The 21,273-nt window shown below is 61.2% G+C and carries 20 protein-coding genes; 11 read left to right on the forward strand and 9 right to left on the reverse strand.

What is annotated here, in order from left to right; translation table 11 throughout:
* Positions 1 to 13: 13 nt before the first annotated feature.
* The gene (gene metG, locus PMI11_RS16730) at positions 14 to 1,561 is read left to right on the forward strand and encodes a methionine--tRNA ligase (RefSeq protein WP_007819140.1); all 1,548 of its coding nucleotides are present in this window, start codon (positions 14 to 16) and stop codon (positions 1,559 to 1,561) included.
* Between the two features lie 228 nt (positions 1,562 to 1,789).
* Here the strand turns inward: metG and PMI11_RS16735 are convergent, their stop codons facing one another.
* On the reverse strand, positions 1,790 to 2,401 hold the full coding sequence (locus PMI11_RS16735) for a pyridoxamine 5'-phosphate oxidase family protein (RefSeq protein WP_007819141.1): 612 nt from the start codon (positions 2,399 to 2,401) through the stop codon (positions 1,790 to 1,792).
* Between the two features lie 48 nt (positions 2,402 to 2,449).
* On the reverse strand, positions 2,450 to 3,400 hold the full coding sequence (locus PMI11_RS16740) for an alpha/beta hydrolase (RefSeq protein WP_007819143.1): 951 nt from the start codon (positions 3,398 to 3,400) through the stop codon (positions 2,450 to 2,452).
* A gap of 45 nt (positions 3,401 to 3,445) precedes the next feature.
* Between PMI11_RS16740 and PMI11_RS16745 the strand changes: the two genes are divergently transcribed.
* Positions 3,446 to 3,913 (forward strand): MarR family winged helix-turn-helix transcriptional regulator, encoded by a 468-nt coding sequence (locus PMI11_RS16745; protein WP_007819159.1) that lies wholly within the window; start codon positions 3,446 to 3,448, stop codon positions 3,911 to 3,913.
* Between the two features lies 1 nt (position 3,914).
* On the opposite strand, the gene PMI11_RS16750 is transcribed toward PMI11_RS16745, so the two are convergent.
* Positions 3,915 to 5,102 carry a low temperature requirement protein A gene (locus tag PMI11_RS16750; protein WP_007819161.1) on the reverse strand — a complete coding sequence of 396 codons (1,188 nt, stop codon included), beginning with the start codon at positions 5,100 to 5,102 and terminating at the stop codon, positions 3,915 to 3,917.
* A 33-nt stretch (positions 5,103 to 5,135) separates the two neighbouring features.
* Entirely contained in the window at positions 5,136 to 5,510 is a 375-nt protein-coding gene (locus PMI11_RS16755; RefSeq protein WP_007819163.1) for a gamma-butyrobetaine hydroxylase-like domain-containing protein, read from the reverse strand.
* Between the two features lie 136 nt (positions 5,511 to 5,646).
* Here PMI11_RS16755 and moaA point away from each other — a divergent pair, with 136 nt between their 5' ends.
* From moaA to PMI11_RS16770, 3 genes are all read left to right on the forward strand, one after another.
* Complete coding sequence (moaA, locus tag PMI11_RS16760) at positions 5,647 to 6,693, forward strand: GTP 3',8-cyclase MoaA (RefSeq protein ID WP_007819164.1); 1,047 nt, start codon at positions 5,647 to 5,649, stop codon at positions 6,691 to 6,693.
* A gap of 186 nt (positions 6,694 to 6,879) precedes the next feature.
* Entirely contained in the window at positions 6,880 to 7,662 is a 783-nt protein-coding gene (locus tag PMI11_RS16765) for an SDR family NAD(P)-dependent oxidoreductase (RefSeq protein WP_007819167.1), read from the forward strand.
* Positions 7,663 to 7,770: 108 nt separating this feature from the next.
* Positions 7,771 to 8,292, forward strand: a complete 522-nt coding sequence (locus tag PMI11_RS16770; RefSeq protein ID WP_007819168.1) for a GNAT family N-acetyltransferase — start codon at positions 7,771 to 7,773, stop codon at positions 8,290 to 8,292.
* 35 nt (positions 8,293 to 8,327) lie between these two features.
* On the opposite strand, the gene PMI11_RS16775 is transcribed toward PMI11_RS16770, so the two are convergent.
* The 3 genes from PMI11_RS16775 to PMI11_RS16790 all read right to left on the reverse strand — a co-directional run bounded on the left by PMI11_RS16775 (position 8,328) and on the right by PMI11_RS16790 (position 11,999).
* The gene (locus PMI11_RS16775; RefSeq protein ID WP_348257844.1) at positions 8,328 to 8,714 is read right to left on the reverse strand and encodes a GNAT family N-acetyltransferase; all 387 of its coding nucleotides are present in this window, start codon (positions 8,712 to 8,714) and stop codon (positions 8,328 to 8,330) included.
* Between the two features lie 404 nt (positions 8,715 to 9,118).
* The gene (locus PMI11_RS16785; protein ID WP_007819170.1) at positions 9,119 to 9,325 is read right to left on the reverse strand and encodes a CsbD family protein; all 207 of its coding nucleotides are present in this window, start codon (positions 9,323 to 9,325) and stop codon (positions 9,119 to 9,121) included.
* 118 nt (positions 9,326 to 9,443) lie between these two features.
* Positions 9,444 to 11,999 (reverse strand): methyl-accepting chemotaxis protein, encoded by a 2,556-nt coding sequence (locus PMI11_RS16790; RefSeq protein WP_007819171.1) that lies wholly within the window; start codon positions 11,997 to 11,999, stop codon positions 9,444 to 9,446.
* 311 nt (positions 12,000 to 12,310) lie between these two features.
* On the opposite strand from PMI11_RS16790, the gene PMI11_RS16795 reads away from it, so the two are divergent.
* The 3 genes from PMI11_RS16795 to mobB are packed head-to-tail and all read left to right on the forward strand — an operon-like array spanning position 12,311 to position 14,387.
* Positions 12,311 to 13,219, forward strand: a complete 909-nt coding sequence (locus tag PMI11_RS16795; RefSeq protein ID WP_007819172.1) for a DMT family transporter — start codon at positions 12,311 to 12,313, stop codon at positions 13,217 to 13,219.
* A gap of 17 nt (positions 13,220 to 13,236) precedes the next feature.
* Positions 13,237 to 13,866, forward strand: coding sequence for a molybdenum cofactor guanylyltransferase MobA (gene mobA / locus PMI11_RS16800; protein ID WP_007819173.1), 630 nt, complete (start codon positions 13,237 to 13,239; stop codon positions 13,864 to 13,866).
* Positions 13,863 to 14,387 (forward strand): molybdopterin-guanine dinucleotide biosynthesis protein B, encoded by a 525-nt coding sequence (gene mobB / locus PMI11_RS16805; RefSeq protein WP_007819175.1) that lies wholly within the window; start codon positions 13,863 to 13,865, stop codon positions 14,385 to 14,387. The genes mobA and mobB overlap by 4 nt, the downstream gene beginning before the upstream one ends.
* Before the next feature lie 128 nt (positions 14,388 to 14,515).
* Here mobB and PMI11_RS16810 read toward each other — a convergent pair whose 3' ends face one another.
* Both PMI11_RS16810 and PMI11_RS16815 read right to left on the reverse strand, forming a co-directional pair.
* The gene (locus PMI11_RS16810; protein WP_244430592.1) at positions 14,516 to 16,138 is read right to left on the reverse strand and encodes an arylsulfatase B; all 1,623 of its coding nucleotides are present in this window, start codon (positions 16,136 to 16,138) and stop codon (positions 14,516 to 14,518) included.
* A gap of 368 nt (positions 16,139 to 16,506) precedes the next feature.
* Positions 16,507 to 18,777 carry an OmpA family protein gene (locus PMI11_RS16815; RefSeq protein ID WP_007819182.1) on the reverse strand — a complete coding sequence of 757 codons (2,271 nt, stop codon included), beginning with the start codon at positions 18,775 to 18,777 and terminating at the stop codon, positions 16,507 to 16,509.
* Between the two features lie 339 nt (positions 18,778 to 19,116).
* Here PMI11_RS16815 and PMI11_RS16820 point away from each other — a divergent pair, with 339 nt between their 5' ends.
* The 3 genes from PMI11_RS16820 to PMI11_RS16830 form a co-directional block, all read left to right on the forward strand.
* Positions 19,117 to 19,890 (forward strand): transporter substrate-binding domain-containing protein, encoded by a 774-nt coding sequence (locus tag PMI11_RS16820; RefSeq protein WP_007819184.1) that lies wholly within the window; start codon positions 19,117 to 19,119, stop codon positions 19,888 to 19,890.
* 106 nt (positions 19,891 to 19,996) lie between these two features.
* Positions 19,997 to 20,770 carry a transporter substrate-binding domain-containing protein gene (locus tag PMI11_RS16825; protein WP_007819186.1) on the forward strand — a complete coding sequence of 258 codons (774 nt, stop codon included), beginning with the start codon at positions 19,997 to 19,999 and terminating at the stop codon, positions 20,768 to 20,770.
* A gap of 113 nt (positions 20,771 to 20,883) precedes the next feature.
* Positions 20,884 to 21,273 (forward strand): ABC transporter permease subunit (locus PMI11_RS16830; RefSeq protein WP_007819188.1); only part of this gene is annotated, 390 nt, incomplete at its 3' end.

Here is a 21,273-nt window from a genome sequence, read left to right on the forward strand (position 1 = left end):
AAAGGATCAACCGATGAACAAGACCTATATCACCACCTCGATCCCCTATGTGAACGCCGCCCCGCATGTGGGCTTTGCGCTCGAACTCCTGCAGACCGATGCCTATGCGCGCCATTTCCGCCTGCTCGGCCGCGATGTGCGGTTCCAGTGCGGTACCGATGACAACAGCCTGAAGAATGTCCGCTCGGCGGAAGCCGCCGGCCTGCCCGTGGCGGATTTCGTCAACGCCAATGCCGACCGCTTCGAGCAGCTCGGGACACGGCTCGACATCTCCAACGACGAATTCGTGCGTACCTCGCGCGATCCAAGGCATATCGCCTGCGTGCACGCCTTGTGGAACGCCTGCGCCGACAATGGTGACCTCTATCGCAAGGCCTATGAGGGCCTCTATTGCGTCGGCTGCGAGCAGTTCTACGAGGCGTCGGAATTCACTGACGGGCGTTGCCCGGAGCATGGCATCCCGCTTGAACTCGTCCGGGAGGAGAACTGGTTCTTCCGCCTCTCGCGCTATGGCGACCGTATCCTGCAACTGATCGAGACCGGTGAACTCAGCATCGTTCCGGCCCACCGGCGCAACGAGGTGCTGGCGCTGCTGCGTCGAGGCCTTGACGATATCAGCGTCTCGCGCAGCGCAGAGCGGGCGCGCGGTTGGGGCGTTCCCGTGCCTGATAGCGATGAAGTCGTCTATGTCTGGTTCGATGCGCTGGCCAACTACCTGACAGGGCTCGGCTACGGCACCTATGAGGAGCTCTTCAATCGCTATTGGACCGCCAGCGGTGCGCGCATCCACGTCGTCGGCAAGGGTATCTCGAAATTCCATACCATCTACTGGCCGGCCATCCTGCTCTCGGCAGGCCTGCCGCCGCCATCGTCGATCCTGGTGCATGGCTATGTGACGGTCGACGGCAGAAAGATTGGCAAATCCGCCGGCAATGGCATCGACCCCAACAGCGTCGTCGACGCCTACGGCACGCCGGATGCGCTGCGCTATTACCTGCTCCGGCATATCCGCTCCGGTGACGATGGCGACTTCTCGGCCGAGCGTCTGGAAGCCGCATGGACAGGAGAGCTTGGCGGCCAGCTCGGCAATCTCGCCAACCGGGTGCTGGCACTTGTCTCTTCAGCTTTCGCCGGGATCGTTCCGCCGTTGCAGGAGAGTGATTTCACGCAAGAAGCGGCACGGCTTCCTGCGAAAGTGGCCGAGGCCTTCGATGCTTATGAGCTGCATGTCGGCCTTGCGGATATCTTCGCCTTTGTCGGCGAGGCGAACCGGCGTTTTGCCAAACGCGCTCCCTGGGCGGATGCGAAGGCGCTGCTTGGCGATCTCACTGCTGTGGAGCGGCAGGCGGCGGTTGATCGTCTCGGGGGCTGCCTTGCCGAGCAGGTCTATGGACTGGCGATAGTTGCTCGCTGCCTCCTGCCCTTCCTGCCGCGATCAGCGGAGGCACTGCATTCAAGACTTGGGATTGAGGTGCCTAATATCTATGAGACGCCGCTTGTCGTTGACGGGGTCAGGACGGTGTCGGACGCCGTGCTGTTTCCGAGAAGAGTGGCGGCTTAGGTGCCGAGGAACGCCTGTTGCTTTTTAGAATGTGCGGCCCCCTCACCCTAACCCTCTCCCCGCTGGGTAGAGGGGACGAGGCCTACGATGCCTTTGAGAATGCGGAGACGGTCGCGGCATCCCCTTCTCTCCAGAGGGGAAAAGGTGCCGGCAGGCGGATGAGGGGGCCGCTCATGCTGACAATCAACTAAGGTTGGTGAGGACGTCACTTCCCGGCGCGCCCTCACCTCACCACATCGTCTTGGCAGCCCGCGCCGGCCATTCCCGATCATAAGTCTCGTGGTCGAAATCCGCCACCGCATCCTTCAGCATCTGGCCGGGCGTCGGCAAATTCGTGGTATCGATGAAGCGCTCGGCGTTCCACAGTTCGGCGCGCATCACGGCACGCGCACACTGGAAATAGACCTCGACGATGCTGATGACGATAACCGTGCGCGGATGTTTGCCGTCCATCTCGAAACTCGCAAGCAGCGCCTCGTCATTGGACACTACGCCGCGGCCGTTGATGCGCATCACGGTATTCGAGCCGGGAATGAGGAACATCAGCGACAGGCGTGGATCGCGCACGATGTTGGAAAGCGAATCGACGCGGTTGTTGCCGCGCCAGTCAGGAAGGTGCAGTGTCGTGTCGTCAATGATGCGCACCACGCCGCCGATATCGCCGCGCGGCGAGCAGTCGAGCCCTTCCGGGCCAACGGTCGCGAGCGCCGTAAAGGGCGAGATCTCGATCATATGCCGATAGAGCGGTGTCAGCCGTTTCGTCACCTTGTCGACGGATGCCTGCGACAGGCCCGCACCATAGATTTCGTTGAGCTCTTCGATACTGCTGATGATCTTCATCGCTACCCCGTCCTGTTGGCGGTCGCCTGCCCCGCGACCGGCCGGACGCTACACCGATGCGCGACGCGCCGGAAGCTCAAAAATCGGAATGATCTCAGCAGGTTTCTTGATGTCTCCCTCAGCCAGAAACGCCGCGACTTCGTCAAGAACTGGGGCGGCCGAGATGATGCGCCGGTGGCCAAAACCGTTCGCCCAGGACAGCCGCACCTGCCCGCCTGAGGCCGCATAACGCCGCGCATGGGCGGCACCGACTTCCTTGTCGTCCTCGGCATGGATCACCAGCACGGGCTTGCCGATGCTTGCGGCCGTTTTTCCCGCGTCGAAATCCTCAAGTCTGCGACCGGTGACACGCTGCACGACATCCTCGAGCGCGGCCTGCGCGGCCGGCTTCAGCCGCAGCATCCGGCCGAAATCGGTAAACAGCCAATGCATTTCACTGGGCGAGCCGATCAGCACCATGCGCTCGGTCGAGACGGGTTTTACGTCAGGCAGTATGGCGGAAGCCGAGACCATGAGCGCAGCACCACCGAAGGAATGGCCGATGATGGCATCGAAGCGGCCGAAACGCGCTTCCGCAGCAGCAATCGCCTTGACCGCCAGCCCCATATGGAGGAAGCGTCCGCCAGCGCGACCGTGGCCGGGAAAATCGAGCGCGATCACTTCCGCGCCGGTATCCGCCAGAATCGTTACCAGATCGGCCATATAGGCCATGCCGGAGCCCCAGCCATGGGTCACGAGGTAACGCTTGCGCCGGCCGAGCGCCCCGCCATTCAGCCGGTAGGCATGGGCGCGCTTACCCTCGACCGGCAGCAGGAAGCGTTCCGCGCCCGCAAGCCTGGCAACACCTGCCGCATGCGCCGCCTTCGCCTTCTCGCCTTTCGGCTTGACGGATGGCGTTCGGCAGAACAGCCGGAAGGCTGCCTCGCCGGCAAGACGCGGAGAAACGGATTGCATGAGCGAAAATCCGAGGCGGGTGACCTCAAGCGCAAATTTTGCCATGATGGGATTCCGATAATGTTCAACAATGAACAATAAAGTACAACGATGAACAAAAATCAATCCCTTCCCTGGGATCATCCGCGTTTTCGCAGCTGGATCGCGGTGGCTCGCGCCTGCCAGCTCATGCAACAATCCCTTGCGCGCTCGTTATCCGATCTCGATATCAAGCCGCCGCATCTCGATATTCTCGTCAATCTCTACCGCTTCGAAGGCATTTCGCAGCAGGAGCTGGCCCGCAAGCTGCTCGTCGGCCGCTCCAATATGAGCATGCTCCTGCCGCAGATGGAAAAACGCGGCCTGATCCTGCGCCGCGACGACGAGCGCGACAAGCGCGTGCTGCGCCTGCACTTGACATCAGAAGGCCGCAAGCTGACCGAACAGGCCATGGCGATCCAGACCGGCCTCATCGAGCGCACGCTCTCTGCCGAGCCGATCGAGCAATGCATGGCAACCGCCGACTCGATGGAGCGCATCATCGGCGTGCTGCTGCAGGATTTGCGGGACGAGGATTAGGTCAGTGCAGTACCGGCCCCGCCGGCGCCCGCGTCAGCGACTTGTATTCCCACGCTGCCACGACGATCAGCACCAGTGCTGCCAGAATGCCCATCACATAGACCTGCATGAAGGGCGCCAGGAATGCGCAGAGGATCAGGATCACGATTCCGGCGAGATGCGAGAGCGGCAGGCGGCCGCTGGTGGCGCCCTTGAACCAGAGATTGCCGATCAGGAAGAGGCCGGAGCCCCCGAGCACGGAGGCCGCGATGGCGAGATTGCCCGCCTCATGCGGATGCTCGAACATGAATTCCACCGCCACCGCATGCACGATGATGCCTGCCAGGATCGGGATATGCGCATAGGTGAAGGCCTGCCGCGCTAAGCTCCCCGGCGTATCCTCATGCTCGATGCGATGCGCCGCCCGCTCATGGCCGAAGCGGAAATAGAGCCACCACATGGCAACCGTGCCGATGAAGCCGATCAGGAAGACCACCCCGGTCATGACCGAGAATTCCATTTCAGAAAAGGTACGGCCGGAAACGAGGATCGCTTCGCCGAGGCAGATGATGATGAAAAGCGCGCAACGCTCTGCCATATGGGCGCCGGAAACGTCCCACTCCTCCGTCTTGGATTTGCCGAGGCCGGGCACCGCAAAGCCGAGAGCCGGCCCGGAATATTCGATCAAGAGCGCGATCACCCAGCAGATCAGCCGCGCTTCATGCTCCAGAAGCCCGCCGGCGATCCAGAACACGCCGGCAACGGCAAGGTAAGTGGTGATACGCACGAAGTTGATCGTGGCCGAACGGCCCGCAGCCTGCATCGCATAGGTGGTGAAGATTGAGCGACCGACCTGCATCAGCACATAGGCTGAGGCGAACAGCAGACCCTTCTCGCCGAAGGCTTCGGGAATGGAGGCCGAAAGCACGAGGCCGAGCAGCATCAGCACGATCAGCATGCTGCGCACCGGCATGCGCTCCGGATCAAGCCAGTTCGTCACCCAGGCGGTGAAGATCCACACCCACCAGACCGCAAACATCATCAGCGCTGCTTCGGCAGCCCCAAGCGGGGTGTAATGGGCAAAGAGCGCGTGCGATAATTGCGAGATGGAAAAGACGAAAACGAGATCGAAGAAGAGTTCCAGGAATGTGACCCTGCTGCCGGTATGCCCGTGGGCTCGCAGCCAGCTCTTTTTATGTGTTTCCGTCATGTGCCCCCTCGTCTGCCCCTAAGTTTATCGCGATCAGCGTGGCTTTTCCGCTACGTCCCGGCTCATTCCCTTGGCCGCGAGCTCTTCCTCATAGGCCGAGAAAAGCTCGAAGCCGCGTTCGCCGAGTTCGCGGAGATAAGTCCATGTGTAGATGCCGGTATCGTGCATGTCGTCGAAGCCGATGCGCACGGCATAATTGCCTGTCGGGATCATTGAGATGATGGCGACATTGCGCTTGCCCGGCACCGTGACCTTCTGCCCCGGCCCATGCCCCTGAACCTCGGCCGAGGGCGACAGCACGCGCAGAAGCTCGGCCGAGAGATCGAAGCTCTGCCCGTCATTGAAGCTTACCACCAGCCTCTGGCGGTCTTTCGAAACCCGGAGTTCGCTGGGCCAGATATCGCTCATCACTATGTCCTCTTCTTCTGCGAGGAGTAGGCGCTGATCTTTTTCGGCGCAAGCGCAATTTGCCGTGGCGCCGAAAGCTGTTTCCCTTGACGCCACAATAGCATATGCCCACATTAAGGAGAGTACGGAGATTGACGTGAACACCATAGCCGGAACGATAGGCAATGCCTCTCCGCTGGTAGCAGATGCAGCGCCGATGATCGACCCCTTCGGGCGTGCAATCACCTATCTACGCGTTTCCGTCACCGACCGCTGCGACTTCCGCTGCACCTATTGCATGGCGGAAAACATGACCTTCCTGCCGAAGAAGGACCTCTTGACGCTGGAGGAGCTCGACCGGCTCTGTTCCGCCTTCATCGCCAAGGGCGTGCGCAAGATCCGCTTGACCGGTGGCGAGCCGCTGGTACGCAAGAACATCATGCATCTGGTGCGCCAGCTTGGCCGCCAGGTCGGCTCCGGTCTCGATGAGTTGACGATCACCACAAATGGTTCCCAGCTCGCCCGCCATGCCGAAGAACTCTATGACTGCGGCGTGCGCCGCATCAATGTTTCCCTCGACACGCTAGATCCGGAAAAATTCCGAAAAATCACCCGCTGGGGCGATTTCGCCAAGGTCATGGAAGGCATCGATGCCGCCCAGAAGGCCGGGCTGAAGATCAAGCTCAATGCCGTGGCGCTGAAGGATTTCAATGAAGTGGAAATGCCCGACATGCTGCGCTTCGCGCATGGCCGAGGCATGGATCTGACCGTCATCGAAACCATGCCGATGGGCGAGATCGAAGAAGATCGCACCGACCAGTACCTGCCGCTCTCAAAACTGCGCGCAGATCTGGAGCAACAGTTCACCTTCACCGATATCGATTACCAGACCGGCGGTCCTGCCCGCTATGTCCGGGTTTCGGAGACCGGCGGCCGCCTCGGCTTCATCACGCCCCTCACCCATAATTTCTGCGAGAGCTGCAACCGCGTGCGGCTCACCTGCACCGGCACGCTCTATATGTGCCTCGGCCAGAACGACGCCGCCGACCTGCGCGCGGCCCTTCGCGCCACCGAGGACGACAGCCTGCTCCATGCGGCCATCGACGAGGCGATCACCCGCAAGCCCAAGGGCCACGATTTCATCATCGACCGCACGCATAAGCGTCCGGCCGTCGCCCGGCATATGAGTGTCACCGGGGGGTGAGATCCGGTAACACGAAGCGGCAGCAATCGATCCAGTGAATCGGGTCCAGCGTCGAACGCCAGGAGCCATGCGAAGGGCCGGCAAGGCGCGGCATGGCGCCCTCCCTTCAGCCAGCGAGCACCTGATCTTGCAGTGAACCACAAGGCACGCTCATATGGCATGACTGTGTGAACATGGAATCGCCGAATGCCCACTGACACCAGCCCAAAACGTTATCCCGAAATGCAGGGTAAGGTCGCCCTCATCACCGGCGGATCATCCGGCATCGGCCTTGCGACCGCACAGGCTTTCGCCCGCGAAGGCGCAACGCTCGTCATCGCCAGTCGCAACCAAAAACGGGCAAAACAGGCACTTGCCAGCCTGCCGGATGGCAGCGCCAGCTGGGTTGAATGCGACGTGGCCGATGGCAAGTCTGTAGAAAGGCTGATCTCCGGCATCGTCAAGCAACATGGGCGGATCGACTACGCCTTCAACAATGGCGGCAGCGGCGGACGCGGCGCACCGGTCGGAACCCTCGGCGAGGATGCCTGGCGCAAGACCATCGACGGCTACCTGACCTCGGCCTTCCTCTGCATGCGCTATCAGATCCCGGCCATGCAAAAGGACGGCCGCGGTGTCATCGTCAACAACTCATCCGTTGATGGTCTGCGCGGCTATCCCTTTCCGGGTGGTGCGGCCTATGCGGCCGCAAAACACGGCGTCATTGGGCTGACGAAGAGTGCCGCACTCGAATATGCTCGCGAGGGTATCCGCATTACCGCGATCTGTCCCGGCTGGGTCGGCACCCCGCCCGTCGAATCCTCTATGAAAAAGAGCGCCGATATCGCGACCGCCATCATCGCCCAGACGCCGATCGGCAGGGTCGCCACGCCGCAGGAGATCGCAGAGGGCGTGCTGTGGCTCTGCTCGGATGCCTCGTCCTTCATGCTGGGAAGTCCGCTGGTGCTGGATGGCGGCTATATGAGTTGAGAGACTGTGTTTCGCCGCACGAGAGAATAGGAGGAGGCTATCCGGTGGCGGGACATCGTTATCGATATTCACTGCCCCCACGCCCTTCCTTTGCCAAGTGGAGCATGAATGACTGACGGCAACGATATTCCAATGAATGAGATGCGCCGCACCGACAGGCTGCTGCTGCGCCCACCGACCATAGAGGATCTTCATTTTCTGACGGAGCTGTTCGCAAGGCCTGAACTGGTCGCACACCGGCCCGTGCCTCGGCCGGACAGCCCCGAAGAAAGCGCCGCACGACTGGCGAAGGACATGGCGCATTGGAAGCAACACAGCTTCGGCCGCTTTGCAGTCATCGCCAATGGTGAGCTGATCGGCTTTGGCGGGGTCACCGTGTCGAATGAGTTCGAGGGTCTCAACCTCTCCTATCATCTCGATCCCCGAAGCTGGGGACATGGTTACGCAACCGAACTCGTTCGCGGCATATTGGCCTTTGCCGTTGAAGAGCTGGGTGCCCGCCGGATTATCGGGCTGGTGCGCCCGGCCAATCCCGCATCCCGCCGCGTTCTCGAGAAATGCGGCTTCGGCTTCGAAGGGCAGGTCATGCTCCACGGTGCGCCGACGAACCTTTACAGCCTTCTATCCTGAAACTTTGGAAGAGCCCCTCTACGCCTGGCATTGCCTTACTCGAGGATAGGCACATGCGGCGCCGCCGACCGCGGCAAAACTCCGGTCAGCCGCGGATCATCCGTGACCTCGATCATGAAAGCATAGGGTTTGAAACCGGACCGCTGATAGAACGGCAATGCATTCGGGTGGTCGAAATGGCAGGTGTGGACCCAGAGTCGCTCGATCGGATGCACCCAGGCGATGGACAAAGCATGATTCATCAGATAGCGCCCCGCCCCCGTTCCGATGGCGCTTTTTCCGACCCCGAAGAAGACAAGTTCACATTGGCCGGGCTGCCGGAAATCAAGCTCCAGCATTCCGGCTTGCCAACCGTCCGAGAGTAGCACGTAGATTTCCACCAAGGGGTCGCCGATGATGGCTTTCAGCGCTTCATCGGCCATGACAAGCCGGGAAACCCAAAGCCAGTCCTCACCGATCGCCCGGAAGAGCTGCCGATAAGTGTGTGGATCAGGCGCCAACATCCTCTCCAGGGAAAGCCCTGCGCTGTTGCCGGCCTCCCTCGGCAGCGGCTTCTCAGTCATTTCCAGGCAGGTGACGGCGTTTGCAAGCTTGCCCCTGGGAACCGGAGAATATCCCATGGGGAGCTCCGGGTTCGACTCATCTGATTTTTCCGCAGTGCTCATGGCTCGTAAATCCGTTATGTTCCGTCCCAAAATATCTAATGGAGATCAGGATTCGGCTATAGCCTCAACCGCTTTGCCGTGGTTGATAGCCGGCACGAAAAAAGCCCCGCATAAGCGGGGCCAAATCTCTCTGAGTGGAATACTCTGATGTCGGATTGTTATCAGTGCCAGGTCTGGCTGTCGTACCAGGTATCGATGTCCCGGCGGGCGCGGTCCTTGGCGAGGCCGTAGCGTTCCTGCAGCTTGCCTTCGAGCTGTTCGCGGCGTCCGTTGATCTGGTCAAGGTCGTCGTCGGTAAGCTTGCCCCACTGCTCCTTAACCCGGCCCTTAACTTGCTTCCAGTTGCCTTCAACACGGTTCCAATCCATCACGGTTCTCCTTTGTTGGACATGGTTGGAAAACGACGCAGGCGGCTAATAGTTCAAAAGAAAAACCCGCGGTTGGAAAACCGCGGGCTCTTCCTTATCTCAATTCCGATGCGCTGACTTACGCAACTCGGCCCGTCCAGCGACCTTCGGCGCGGCTATATCCATGCACCTCGCCTTCGTCACCGGTGCGGAAGCGGTTGACCTTGTCCGTGAGCATGTCCACACGCTGGCGCAGGCCCTGGATCTCGGCATTGTTCTCTTCAACCATCGCCGCATTCTGCTGGGTGATCAGCTCCACGTCATGCACCGCCTTGCTGACCTCGTGAATGCCGGTCGACTGTTCGCCGGTGGCCGCCGAAATCTCGGAGACGAGGCGCTGCACGCCGCCGACATGGGCGATGATTTCGGCGAGCGCCTGGCCGGTTTCCTCGACAAGCTCTACGCCGCTCTGCACCTGGCCGGAGCTCGCCGAGATCAGTTCCTTGATCTCGCGGGCGGCCTTGGCGCAGCGCTGGGCAAGTTCGCGCACTTCCTGCGCCACGACCGCAAAGCCGCGGCCCGCCTCACCTGCCCGTGCTGCTTCGACGCCGGCATTCAGCGCCAGGAGGTTGGTCTGGAAGGCGATTTCGTCGATCACGCCGATGATGGTGGCGATCTTCTCGGACGACCGGTTGATTTCGCCCATGGCATCGACGGCCTTGGCGACGACTTCACCGGAACGGGTCGCGAAAACCTGCGTCTCGTTGACGGATTGCGCTGTCTGCTTGGCGCGGTCGGCGGTGGAGCGCACGACATCGCTCAAGTGCCGCAGCGCCCGCGAGCTTTCCTCAAGTGCGGCTGCCTGCTGTTCGGTGCGGCGCGCGAGATCGTCGGCCGAGGATGCGAGGTTGCCCGTGCCGCCCTTGATCTCGACGGTGGCGCCGCGCACATCGGCCAATGTCTGGCGGAGTGCCTCGACGGCATGATTGTAGGTATCGGCCATATCGACGAAATCGCTGGCGAGATCGCGGCGCATGCCGATTTCCAGATTTCCTTGTGCCAGCTGCTGCAGCACGTCGGAGAGCGCATTCAGCGCCTGCTTCTGTTCGGCCTCGATGCGCTCGCGCTCGGCGGCGCGGAGGCTTGCCTCGTCGGCTGAGAGCGCCCGCGCGCTTTCGGCCTCCTTCTCGAGCCGGACGTTTTCGACCGCCGCATCACGGAAGACGGCGACTGAGCGAACCATGTCGCCGATTTCGTCGCCGCGGTTGCGGCCTTCGATGGCGACTTCGAGATCGCCATTGGCAAGCCGCGTCATCACATCGGAGACGCGCTTCAGCGGGCCGCGCAAGGTCTCGACCAGCATGAGGCCGCCGATGATGGCAAGCAGCGTGCCGAGGATCATCGCAAAGACGGAAACATTGGCCGAACGCTCGCTGTCTTCCTTGCCGAGTTCCTGCGCCTGGCTGACGAACTGGCGAAGCGAGGCCATGGCGCCGGAGAGGATTTCGGATGACTGCTGGCGGGCCGCCTTCCAGTCCGCCGCCGCCTTCAGCATGTCGGCAGAAGCGGCGGTCAGCGAAGCGGCAGCTGGGGCAACCTTGTCCGCAAAAGCCTTCATCACGGCATCATTGGCCCCGAGCGCGGAGATCTTCCTGGCAGTTTCGGTCAGCATCTTGAGATCGGCAAGAACCACGTCCCGCGCGGCGGCGTCACGCGTGCTCAGCATCTGGCTGACATGTACCTGCAACCGGTCGGCGCCCTCGCGCACCTGGTCTACCGAGGTCAAAAGCTCGCGCTGTTCGGCAATGCTCTTGTCGAGGCTGACGAAACGGGCGGATGCCGTGTCGCTGTTCTTGGCCGACTGCAGCGTCATCTGGCCCTCGGTATTGACGAAGCCGGTCAGGAGCGGCGCCATGCCGGAGGCTTTCTCATCCGGTGTCCCGCTGCCCTTCAAGAGCGCATCGAGCTTGCCGGCAGTCTCTGCGACCTGCGCGATCAGCGGCTGGCCATCCTTCGAAACCATGGTCTTGGCGATATCGAGCTGTCTCAGGATCTCGGCAATATGCTGCTGGGCGGCCTCGATCTGCTCCTCGGGCGTAAAGCCCATCTGAATGTCGACGCGCATCGCGCCCATGATATCGGTCAGCGACTTGAAGGCAGCAGAATTGTAGAGCAGCGCCTTGGCGAAGACTTCCTTGTCGGTGAAATCCTTGCGTATGAGATCTGTCTGGCCGCTGGCTTCATCTGCCGCAGCCGAAATCGCCTGCACCGTCTTGGTAATGGCTGCAACGCTCGCATCTTCCGTCTGGCGCAGGCTCCATAGCGTCTCCTCCTGCTTGCGCATGGCTGATGCCAGGCCGCTGACTTTGGTCAGCTGGCTGCGCTGGTCGTCGGTCTTTAACAAGCTGTTGAGACGCACCACGCCGCTTTCCTGCGCATCGATCGCCTTGCCGAAACCGGCTTTGCTTGCGTCGGAAGGATCGGAGAGGAACTCCTGAAGTGCGGCCTGCAGGTTCTCGAAATCGGAGATGTTTTCGATCGTCGCGCGCGTCACCGTCATGTGGCCGTTCAGGATATTGGCCGTGTGGTAACCGAGGATGCCGACGCCGGCGATCAACACGACGAGCGGGATGACGAACAGCAGGACCTTGGTGACGATACGACGGCTTTGCAGAAGTCGGTCGATGAAGTGCATGGACGCGGCGCCTTGAAACTGATGGTACCGTCCACTCCGCAATCATTCCGGATGGTTCGGCGGCCTCCTCCATCATGAAGAGTGGTCGCATAGTTCGCTGAATCGGTTGACACAACCTTAATCCGCAACCGGAAGATTTGGGAATTATCCTTATATTTCTAATATTTGCCGCAACTGCACAAGGATTTGTTTTCCCTTACGCCAGGTTGTGCTGCGCTGCAGCATCGAATTATTGCAGGTGTGGCATTCCTCCGATTCCCTTACCGTCCGTTCCCTTCTAAAAGGGCTTGTAAGATAAGGGAATCTCCAGCATGCCGCGATCACGCAATACCGAAGGCGCCATCTATATGAGCATGGCGATGGCGGGTTTTTCCTCGAGCGACGCACTCTCCAAATCAGTCATTTCCTACATGAATGCCGGCGAGATCATGTTCCTGCGTGGCCTCTTCACCAGCATTCTCGTCTATCTGATCGCCTGGAAATTCGGCGCGCTGCGCCCGTGGCGCGTCATGCTCAAGCCTATCATCGCGCTGCGCATAGCCTGCGAGATCATTGCCGCTGTTACCTACATTACCGCCCTTGGCATGATGCCGATTGCCAATGCCTCGGCAATCCTGCAGTCGCTGCCGCTGGTCGTCACCTTCGGCGCAGCACTCTTCTTCCAGGAACCGGTCGGCTGGCGGCGCTGGATGGCGATCCTCGTCGGTCTTGTCGGCGTGATGATCATCATTCGTCCCGGCCCGGAAGGCTTTACCGCCGCCGCCCTGCTCTGCGTCGGCAGCGTCGCCGTCACAGCCGGCCGCGATCTTGCCACCCGCAGCATCAGCAAGGATATACCCTCGCTGATGATCACGACGATAACGGCGATCTCTGTTGCGATCTTTGGCGCACTGATGATCCCTTTCCTCGGCGGTTGGGAACCGGTCAGCGCCACCTCGCTGACGCACCTCCTGCTCGCCTCCGTCCTCGTGCTCGTCGGCTACCAGTCGGTCATCCTCGCCATGCGCACCGGTGAGATCTCCTTCGTCGCGCCCTTCCGTTATACGAGCCTGATCTTCTCCTCGTTGCTCGGCTTCTTCTTCTTTGCCGAAGTGCCTGATTTCTGGACGCTGGTAGGTGCCGCCATCGTTATCGCCTCCGGCCTCTATACGTTCTATCGTGAGGCCAAGCGCCACGTGCCGCCGGTTGCCCAGGAGTCGGCGCCCCGATCGCCCGTTTGATAGTCTGAGGTACCGCCATGACTGACTTCGTGCTCGACCAATCGACCATTCCGGGCGTCGTGCTGGCCGGCGGGCGCTCGTCGCGCATGGGCCGCGACAAGGCGGGCGTCACGCTCGGCGGCCGCAGCCTGCTTTCCCATGTTCTGGCCCGCCTCTCTGCACAGACGGCACAGATCGCCGTCAATGCCGATGCGGTCGACGGACACGACCTGCCCGTCATCTCAGACCGTATTCCCGGTAAGGCCGGCCCGATGGCCGGCATTCACGCGGCAATGGTCTATGGTGCCGGCCTGCCCGCCACCCATGTCGTTACCGTCTCGGTCGATTGCCCCTTCTTCCCGGCGGATCTCGTTAGCCGGCTTGCGGGTGCGGTAAGCCATCCCGAACAGATCGCCATCGCTGCCTCGGAAGGCCGCAGCCATCCGGTTTTCGGTCTCTGGCCGACGGCGCTCGCCGGCGATCTGGAAGAATGGGTCAGGATCGACGAGAAGCGCCGCGTTCGCGACTTCCTCTTGCGTCATGACGTTACGGAAGTGGCTTTCCCGCTACATCCGACCCGCGCCAGCGTTCTCGATCCTTTCTTCAACATTAACACGCCTGATGATTTAATAGAGGCCGAACGCTGGCTGGAGGCACTTGGGGGATGACACAGAAAATCTTTGGCATCGCCGGCTGGAAGAATTCCGGCAAGACAGGCCTTGCGGTGCGCCTCGTCGAGGAATTCACCCGTCGCGGCTATCGCATCTCAACCGTGAAGCATGCCCACCACGATTTCGACATCGACAAGGTCGGCGCCGACAGCTACCGCCACCGCCAGGCCGGAGCACATGAGGTGACGATCGTCTCGGGCACCCGCTACGCCATCATGCACGAGCTGCGCGGCGCACCGGAGCCGAGCTTCGAGGAGATATTGGCGCGGCTTGCGCCCTGCGATCTGGTGCTGATCGAGGGCTACAAACGCGAGCCGATCCCGAAGATCGAGGCGCGGCGGCTGGAAGCTGCGAGGCGCGATCCGCTGGCATCGGAAGATCCGCATATTGTGGCGATTGCGGCGGATCATGCCGTGGAGGATGCGGCAGGGCTCGCGGTGTTCGATCTCGATGATACCGTCGGGATCGCCGACTTTGTGGCGCGTACGGTTGGGCTTGGGGCTCCGGCTGGAGTTTGAGCGAAACGGTAAAATGTCGACCTGAGAAGTCGAGCCCGAGTTCGCCAATTCGACCGGCGTCACAACGGCGAGCAAGGAACGAACGGCCTCGCCAGGCCGCTCTCCTTCGGAATGAACCGCCAAATCACTCAATCTCCGACATTGAACATTTCGGCCGCGTCGGGCAGCACCGTGTCCGAGTGCAAGAGCAATCGCACGGCGTCCTGCAGGATCAATGGTGCAGACATCTGGGAGGCGAGCTCGATGACCCGCGCCTGCAGTTTCTGGACCATTTCTGGGTTCTGATCGGCAAGGTTGGTGGTCTCGGACGTATCCTTCGAAAGATCGAAGAGTTCGACTTTCGGCGGCAAGGTCGTCTTCCACACCAGCTTCCAATCGCCCTGGCGCACGGCGGCCGTCATTGGTTCGATGTTGTAGACGATCTCCGTGCGTGGCGATGGCTTTCCTTCGCCAAGCACCGGCCACATGTCCATTCCGTCCAGCGGCTTGTTCTTGCCGAGCTCAGCGCCGGCTAGGGCTGCCAAGGTCGGGTACATATCGACGACATGCATCATTCCGTTGGCAGTGCCAGGCTCGATCTTTCCCGGCCAGTTGACGAGGCCAACGACGCGCGTGCCTCCTTCATAGGTCGTCCCCTTGCCCTCCCGGTAAGGACCGTTGTCGGCTGGAAGCTTGCCTTTGACATTGCTTTCCCCCGCAAAGAAGGCATCGACCACGCCACCATTGTCGCTGTGAAAGACAATGAGCGTATTCTCGCGCATGCCGCGCATTTCGAGAGCTTCGACGACTCTGCCGATGCCATCGTCCATCACCGAGATCATCGCTGCGTAGTTTCGCCGGCTCTCGTCGGCGATATGGCTGTTGCGTTCAAGAAATTCCTTCGGTGCCTGGAAGGGCGTATGCGGCGACGTAAAGGCCAGATACAGGAACAAAGGCTTCGCCTGATCGTGCTCGTTGATCACTCGCACGGCTTCGTCAGCGAAGAGTACATTGTCGAATCCTTCCTCCTCGAGTGCGTCGTTGTTCCGGTACCAGTCCGCATTCCCGTTCGCCGACTTGTGCGTGAAGTGATCGATCTCGCCAAGCAGAGCGCCATAGAATGAGTCGAATCCGCGCTGGCGCGGCCAGAATGCCGTCTTGGCGTGACCGAGGTGCCACTTGCCGCTCGCGGCGGTGGCATAGCCCGCCTCCTTCAGCAGTTCCGGCAAGAGATGGTCGTCGAGCGCCAGGCCGTAGGTGCCGCCTTGGGGGATGACGGCGGTTTGCATTCCGTAGCGGAACGGGTAGCGGCCCGTCATGAACGCCGCCCGCGTGGGCGTGCACATGGGCTGGACATAGTATTGCTCAAGCCGGGCGCCTTTCTCCGCCAGTTCGTCGATGTTTGGTGTCTTGATGTCAGAACCGTGAAATCCGACATCCTTCCAGCCCAGATCGTCGGCCAGGATATAAACAATGTTCGGCTTGGTCGACTGTGCCAACGCGGCCGTTCCGGAAGCAAGTGCGGCGGCTAATCCGCGCGCACCGATCCTGCCAGCGAATTGCGCCGCCGCCAGCGAGCTGCCAGTCGTGAGCATTGCCCGGCGTGTAAACCCTTTTGGACCGACATGACCGGCTTTGTCATCAGCGTTCTTGTCCATTTTCTGTCTCCCCCCTTGCTCAGCGGTTTGTCCGGCATTTCGCGCAAGAACAGTTCGTTGATGATCATCAACATTCATGCCCAAAGTAGAAAATCCGGGCTGGCGAGCATCCAAAATGCCCCTAACCCCTCTCTCTGTATCAAGTGCCCGCTTTGCTACCCGGCATATGCGCCCCTACCTCCGCGGGCTGGCACGTTGCGGGCGGCGCCTGCATCTCGGCATTGTCTATCCGATTTACGCAAAAGGCGAGTGCATGAGCTCTCAGGTGTCTGGATTTTCGGATAGGTCGGCAAAGCTGTCGCTGCGCAACTTTCAGGTGTGGCGCCACGAGACGTTAGGTCGCCTTCTGCTTCCGTTGGTAATTTGATCCCCTTAGCGTTGGTTAGCAGGAAACCACGCTTGTCCTCCCCTTTCAAAAATCCACAAAACAAAAAAGGGCGAGGCCTCACGACCCCGCCCTTCGCAATCATATCGGTAATAAATTACCTCTGCGCCACTGGCCGCACCAGCGGCGTCACGCGGCGGATGGTCACACGCCGGTTCTCCTGGTTCGGCCCTGCCGTATTCACCTTCAGATAGCGCTCGCCGTAGCCCTGCGTCGCAAGGTTCTCCGGCGGAATGCCGTAGACATCCGTCAGCACGTTGGCGACTGATTCCGCGCGCTGGTCAGACAGGATCAGGTTGCTCTGGTCGGAGCCGACCGCATCCGTATGTCCCTCGATCAGGAAGGTCTCGCTCTTGTTCTTGTCGAGCACTTCGTTGATCGCATCGGCGACCTTGCGCAGCGTACGGGCCTGGCTCATCGGGATTTCCGCACTTCCCGTCGCAAAGGTCACCGTATCCAGGTCGATGCGGCGCACCTTGTCGCGGATACGGGCGGAGTACTTCACCTCGTTCAGCGAATAGACGCGTTCGACCGGCTCGACAGGCGGCTCGCTCAGGAACTCGTAATAGTCACGGTCCGGATCGGTGCTGGTGTCGATGATATAGTCGTTCAGCGGCACGCGCAGGCGCATCGGCGGCAGGTCGGCACCCGGATCCTCGAAGTAATCACGGTCCGGATCCTCGTAGAGCTCGGGCGAATAATAGAGCACCTCTTCGCGGCCGCGGGCATCGACGCGCGAGCGCTGGATGATGTCGCCGTAACGGTTGCGGATCGTCACGATGCGATAGCCTTCGGGCCGCATGATTGTTTCGCGGTAGCGGTCTCCCGAAAGTTCCTCGTAGCTCGGCCGTTCGCCGTCACGCAGGAACCGGCGGTCGTCATCGCTGCGGACCACGGTCCGGTCGCCGAACTGGATGATGACGCGGCTGTCGTCCGTGCGCTCGCCATAGCGCACGCCATCCGGCTGGGCGAATTGAGGACGGCGGTCGATGCGCCGGCCTTCTTCACGCGTGATGGCCTCGATCTGCACCGGAGCACTCTGTCGGGTGGCGCTCAGCGACTGGGCCTCGGCATCCGAGGTCGGCAGCTTGAAATCCTGGCTGTCGGCGCGCTGGCGGTCGCGGTCGCGACGGCCCTGCCGGCCCTGGCTGCGGTCGGCATCCTTGTCGCTGTCGAGAACGGCGGCACCATTCTCAACCGGCAGGACGATGGTCTCGTTGCTCTTGGCCGGGTCCTGAGCGATCTCCTTGCGGCGCTCCAGCTCCTTCGGCGTGACCTTTTCAGGCGCGGGAATGGCCTGTTCGGCCTGCTGCGGCGCAGCGGGTGCCGCCTGTTCACCGGGCTGCGGCGCGTTGGCGGCGGGCTGTTCCAGCGGCTGGCTGGGTGCAGGCTGGACGGCCTGCTGACCATTGGCGGGCTGTTCGCCAGCAGCAGGCTTTTCAGCGGTCGCAGGTTTTTCAGCGGGCGCCGGCGCTTCGGTCGCAGCGGGCTTTTCGGCTGTCGCAGGCTTTTCTGCCGGGACGGGCTTTTCGCCTGTCGGCTGTTCGGCCGTTGCGGGCTTTCCGGCTGGGACGGGTGCCTCACCGGCGGGTGCCGCCTGCTCTTCGGTGGCAGCGGGACGCTTGCCACCAGCCGGACGCTTGCCGCCCTGCTGCTCGGCCGGCTGTTCCGTGGTCTGCTCGGCTGGCTGCTCTGATGTTTCGGGCTTCTGGCGCTGCGGGCGCTGGCGCGGTTTTTCAGCGGGCTGATTCGCCTCGCCGGCGGCCGGAGCTTCGGCAGCCGGCTGCTGCGCGTCAGGTGCGGCCTGCTCGGCATTCTGCTTGCGGTCGCGCTGGCGCTTCGGCTGCTCCGCCTGCGGCTGCACAGCCTGCGGCTCAGCCTGCTGTTCCGGCTGCGCCTGCTTCTGGCGACGCGGACGCTGCGGCTCTTCGGCGGCAGGAGCCTGCTGATCGGGTGCTGCCTGTTCGGGCTGCGCTTCGCGCTGGCGGCGCGGACGTGCCGGCTCCTCAGCCGCGGGTGCCTGGGCTTGGGGCTCTGCCTGCGGTTCGGGCTCGCGCTGGCGCTTGGGCTTCTGTTCCGGTTCCGGAGCGCTTTCGGCGGGCGCTTCGCGCTTCTGCGGCTTCTCGGCGGGCGCCTCCTGCTGCTGTTGCTGCTCTTCTGCCTGCTTCTTCTTTTTCAGGAGCTCCTCTTCGGAAGGTGCGTCCTGCGCCACCTCGTAGCTGCCCCCGACGACTGTATTGGCGACAGTACCGGCTGCGCCATGCTGAACCCCGCCGACTGCGGCGTAAGCGCCCACAGGCGGCATTGCGAAGGCAAGGGAAAGCAGCGGAAAGGCCGCGCTCGCAAACAGTCTGGATTTCATGCCCATCAGGGATTTCCTCGTCCTTTGTTCTGACTTCGACCGGGGCTCACTGCCCCGCAATCACGGCTTTTTGTGCACCACACGAAAATCAAAGCGCTAAAATGCCGATTTGTTCCGGAAGCTAGGAAGGCACGCATTAACCTCGCCTGAACGTGGCAGTCGGTCCTCGTTCATATCGGCTCGCACGTTGGCTGCCGGTTGCAGCGCACAATTGCGGCGGGATTCCTGTTGCAATTTTGTGAGAAAAGGTTTGATTATCGCCGCAAGACGGTGGTGGCACCGTCGAAGTGTGCGGCCTCCGGCGAACAACAAAAAGGCCCGGAGCCACCAACAGAGAGGATCCTCATGCGCATTTCCACCAAGCTTCTTGCTGCTGCCTCGATGGCGGCCATGTCTCTCTTTGCCGGCGCGGCGCTTGCCGACGGCGAAAAATATGTGATCGGCACGGACTCGACCTACCCGCCGTTCGAATTCGTCGACGCCAGTGGCACCATTCAGGGCTTCGACATCGATGTCGCCAAGGCACTCTGCGCCCAGATGAAGGCCGAATGCTCCTTCGTGTCCACCGACTGGGACGGCATCATCCCGGCTCTGAACGCCAAGAAGTTCGACATGATCGTCTCTTCCATGTCGATCACGCCTGAGCGCCTCAAGCTCGTCGACTTCTCCAACAAGTATTACAACACCCCGCCGGCAATTGCCGTGCCGAAGGACTCCACGATCACTGATGTTGCCGGCCTCAAGGGCAAGGTCATCGGCGCGCAGACCTCCACGACCCATGCCAACTACGCCGAGAAGCATCTCGCCGACACCGAGCTGAAGCTCTACCCGACGGCTGACGAGTACAAGCTCGACGTTTCCAGCGGCCGTGTTGACGCCGTCATCGACGACGTCGTCGTTCTCTCCGAATGGGTCAAGTCCGACGCCGGCTCCTGCTGCAAGATCCTGACGACCCTGCCGGTCGACAAGGAAATCAACGGCAACGGCGCAGGCATCGCCATCCGCAAGGGCGATCCGCTGAAAGAAAAGCTCAACACCGCGATCGCCGCGATCCGCGCCAGCGGCGAGTACAAGAAGATCCAGGAAAAGTACTTCGACTTCGACGTTTACGGCGAATGATAAATTCGCTATCTGGCTGAAGGTAATGGCGGAAGGCTTGCTCTTCCGCCATTTTTGTTTGGCAACACGGCGATGTCAAAACGGCACAAGCCGTGAGGGAATTTTCATGCGCATTTCCATCAAGCTCCTTGCTGCAGCCTCGCTTGCGGCATTGTCTCTCTTTGCCGGCGCGGCGCTTGCCGACGGCGAAAAATATGTGATCGGCACCGATTCGACCTATCCGCCGTTCGAATTCGTCGATGCCAGCGGCACCATCCAGGGCTTCGACATCGATATCGCCAAGGCCCTCTGCGCCGAAATGAAGGCTGAATGCTCCTTCGTCAGCACTGATTGGGACGGCATCATCCCGGCGCTCAACGCCAAGAAGTTCGACATGATCGTTTCGTCGATGGCGATCACCCCGGAGCGCCTGAAGCTTGTCGACTTCTCCGATCATTTTTACAGAACCCCACCGGCCGTTGCCGTGCCGAAGGATTCGACCGTGACTGATGTTGCCGGCCTCAAGGGCAAGGTGATCGGTGTGCAAACCTCCACGACGAACGTCAACTATGTCGAGAAGCACTTCGCTGACAGCGAGCTGAAGCTTTACCCAACGGCTGACGAGTACAAACTCGATGCTGCAGCCGGCCGTGTCGATGCCGTCATTGATGATATCGTCGTTCTCTCCGAATGGGTGAAGTCCGGCGACGGCTCCTGCTGCAAGATCCTGACGACCCTGCCGGTCGACAAGGAAATCAACGGCAATGGCGCAGGCATTGCCATCCGCAAGGGCGATCCGCTGAAGGAAAAGCTCAACACTGCGATCGCTGCGATCCGCGCCAGCGGCGAGTATAAGAAGATCCAGGAAAAGTACTTCGACTTCGACGTTTACGGCGAATGATAAATTCGCTATCTGGCCGATGAAGATAGTGGCGGAAGGCTTGCTCTTCCGCCATTTTTGTTTGACAAAGGTGGCAATATCAAAACGGCAAAAGCCGTGAGGGGAATTCTGGCATGGGCGGATTATTTTCCGCGCTTGGCTCCTTATGGAGCCTGATTGTGCACATCGTCGATCCACTGTGCGGGCCCGTTGGCATCTTCACCTGGTTAGCGCCGTCGACGATTCTTGCCTGTGGCGATACCGGCTGGGGCGACGAGATCGCGCTCGGCCTGCAGGTCACCGTTTCGGTGGCGGTTGTCACCCTGCCGATCGGCCTCGTCATCGGTTTTCTGGTCGCGCTCGGCCAGCAATCGGAAGAAAAGTCGCTGCGGCTGGCGGCCGGCGTCTACACCACGATCTTCCGCGGCCTGCCGGAGCTTCTGACGCTCTTCATCATCTATTACGGCATGCAGATCCTCATCCAGTATCTGCTGGATCTCGCCGGCTATAGCGGGCCGCCAGTC

The organism is Rhizobium sp. CF142 (assembly GCF_000281145.1).
Classification (GTDB): Bacteria; Pseudomonadota; Alphaproteobacteria; order Rhizobiales; family Rhizobiaceae; genus Rhizobium.

What these genes read in the sequence shown, in the direction of transcription:
- metG (WP_007819140.1), top strand. Translation starts at nt 14, where the DNA reads ATGAACAAGACCTATATCACCACCTCGATCCCCTATGTGAACGCCGCC.
- PMI11_RS16735 (WP_007819141.1), bottom strand. Translation starts at nt 2,401, where the DNA reads ATGAAGATCATCAGCAGTATCGAAGAGCTCAACGAAATCTATGGTGCG.
- PMI11_RS16740 (WP_007819143.1), bottom strand. Translation starts at nt 3,400, where the DNA reads ATGGCAAAATTTGCGCTTGAGGTCACCCGCCTCGGATTTTCGCTCATG.
- PMI11_RS16745 (WP_007819159.1), top strand. Translation starts at nt 3,446, where the DNA reads ATGAACAAAAATCAATCCCTTCCCTGGGATCATCCGCGTTTTCGCAGC.
- PMI11_RS16750 (WP_007819161.1), bottom strand. Translation starts at nt 5,102, where the DNA reads ATGACGGAAACACATAAAAAGAGCTGGCTGCGAGCCCACGGGCATACC.
- PMI11_RS16755 (WP_007819163.1), bottom strand. Translation starts at nt 5,510, where the DNA reads ATGAGCGATATCTGGCCCAGCGAACTCCGGGTTTCGAAAGACCGCCAG.
- PMI11_RS16765 (WP_007819167.1), top strand. Translation starts at nt 6,880, where the DNA reads ATGCCCACTGACACCAGCCCAAAACGTTATCCCGAAATGCAGGGTAAG.
- PMI11_RS16770 (WP_007819168.1), top strand. Translation starts at nt 7,771, where the DNA reads ATGACTGACGGCAACGATATTCCAATGAATGAGATGCGCCGCACCGAC.
- PMI11_RS16775 (WP_348257844.1), bottom strand. Translation starts at nt 8,714, where the DNA reads ATGGCCGATGAAGCGCTGAAAGCCATCATCGGCGACCCCTTGGTGGAA.
- PMI11_RS16785 (WP_007819170.1), bottom strand. Translation starts at nt 9,325, where the DNA reads ATGGATTGGAACCGTGTTGAAGGCAACTGGAAGCAAGTTAAGGGCCGG.
- PMI11_RS16790 (WP_007819171.1), bottom strand. Translation starts at nt 11,999, where the DNA reads ATGCACTTCATCGACCGACTTCTGCAAAGCCGTCGTATCGTCACCAAG.
- PMI11_RS16795 (WP_007819172.1), top strand. Translation starts at nt 12,311, where the DNA reads ATGCCGCGATCACGCAATACCGAAGGCGCCATCTATATGAGCATGGCG.
- mobA (WP_007819173.1), top strand. Translation starts at nt 13,237, where the DNA reads ATGACTGACTTCGTGCTCGACCAATCGACCATTCCGGGCGTCGTGCTG.
- mobB (WP_007819175.1), top strand. Translation starts at nt 13,863, where the DNA reads ATGACACAGAAAATCTTTGGCATCGCCGGCTGGAAGAATTCCGGCAAG.
- PMI11_RS16815 (WP_007819182.1), bottom strand. Translation starts at nt 18,777, where the DNA reads ATGGGCATGAAATCCAGACTGTTTGCGAGCGCGGCCTTTCCGCTGCTT.
- PMI11_RS16820 (WP_007819184.1), top strand. Translation starts at nt 19,117, where the DNA reads ATGCGCATTTCCACCAAGCTTCTTGCTGCTGCCTCGATGGCGGCCATG.
- PMI11_RS16825 (WP_007819186.1), top strand. Translation starts at nt 19,997, where the DNA reads ATGCGCATTTCCATCAAGCTCCTTGCTGCAGCCTCGCTTGCGGCATTG.